1 protein-coding gene is annotated in these 722 nt (G+C 63.6%); it reads left to right on the top strand.

Annotated elements, in window-relative coordinates:
• Positions 1-110: 110 nt before the first annotated feature.
• On the top strand, positions 111-722 hold a 612-nt coding region (locus PKF00_RS44850; protein ID WP_271223738.1), incomplete at its 3' end, for a PAS domain-containing protein.

The raw sequence follows: 722 nt of genomic DNA, 5'->3' as shown, positions 1-722 counted from the left end.
ATGCCGGAGACTGCCTCCATTATTTCACGTGTCGCCGCTGGGTCCTGATGGGGCCGGCGCTGCTTGTCAGTGCGCTACTGATGGGCCTTATATCCGGGACATTGCCGGACATGGTGGCAGGCCTGTGCATGGCCCTCGGCATGGCGCTGTGCCTGCCTGCTTCGATCTATGCGCGCATGGAGCGCAGGGTGGTTCACAATGGATGGCAGCGCTATCCGCTGCTGTTCGTCGCGATCCTGCTGCCGATGATGCTGTTCGGCTTCGGAGCGGCGCGCTGGACGAACCTGCACCCGCACCTTGGCTGGGAGGTGACGGTCAACATCTTCGTCATCGTCGTGCTGATGGCGACGGCGTTGCTGGAGAATCGACTGACTTCGATCATTGCTGCGACGATCGGGCTATGGGGTGGCGGCTCGCTCCACGCTGGCTCGATGGCCTCGTTCACACTGCTGACGGTAGGCACGGTGATCGGCCTGCTCATGGCGATCCGGCAGGCGCGTACCGCGTCGTCGCAATCGAATCGCCACGCAGAGCGCGAGCGCGAGCAGCGCCGCGCCGAACAATTGCTGCATGAGTACGAGCAGACCGGGCAGGGCTGGTTCTGGGAGACCGACCGTCAGGGCAAGATCACGTATGTGACCCGGAGCATCGCCGCCTTGTTGGGCAGCACCGTGTCCGAGATGGAGGGCAAGCCCTTCACCGGCATGTTCATGCTGGAGGCT

It is taken from the genome of Streptosporangium carneum (assembly GCF_027922005.1).
GTDB classification, from domain to species: domain Bacteria; phylum Actinomycetota; class Actinomycetes; order Streptosporangiales; family Streptosporangiaceae; genus Streptosporangium; species Streptosporangium carneum.
Note: the sequence above shows the minus strand (reverse complement) of the source record. Positions and strands in the feature narration are given on the sequence as shown.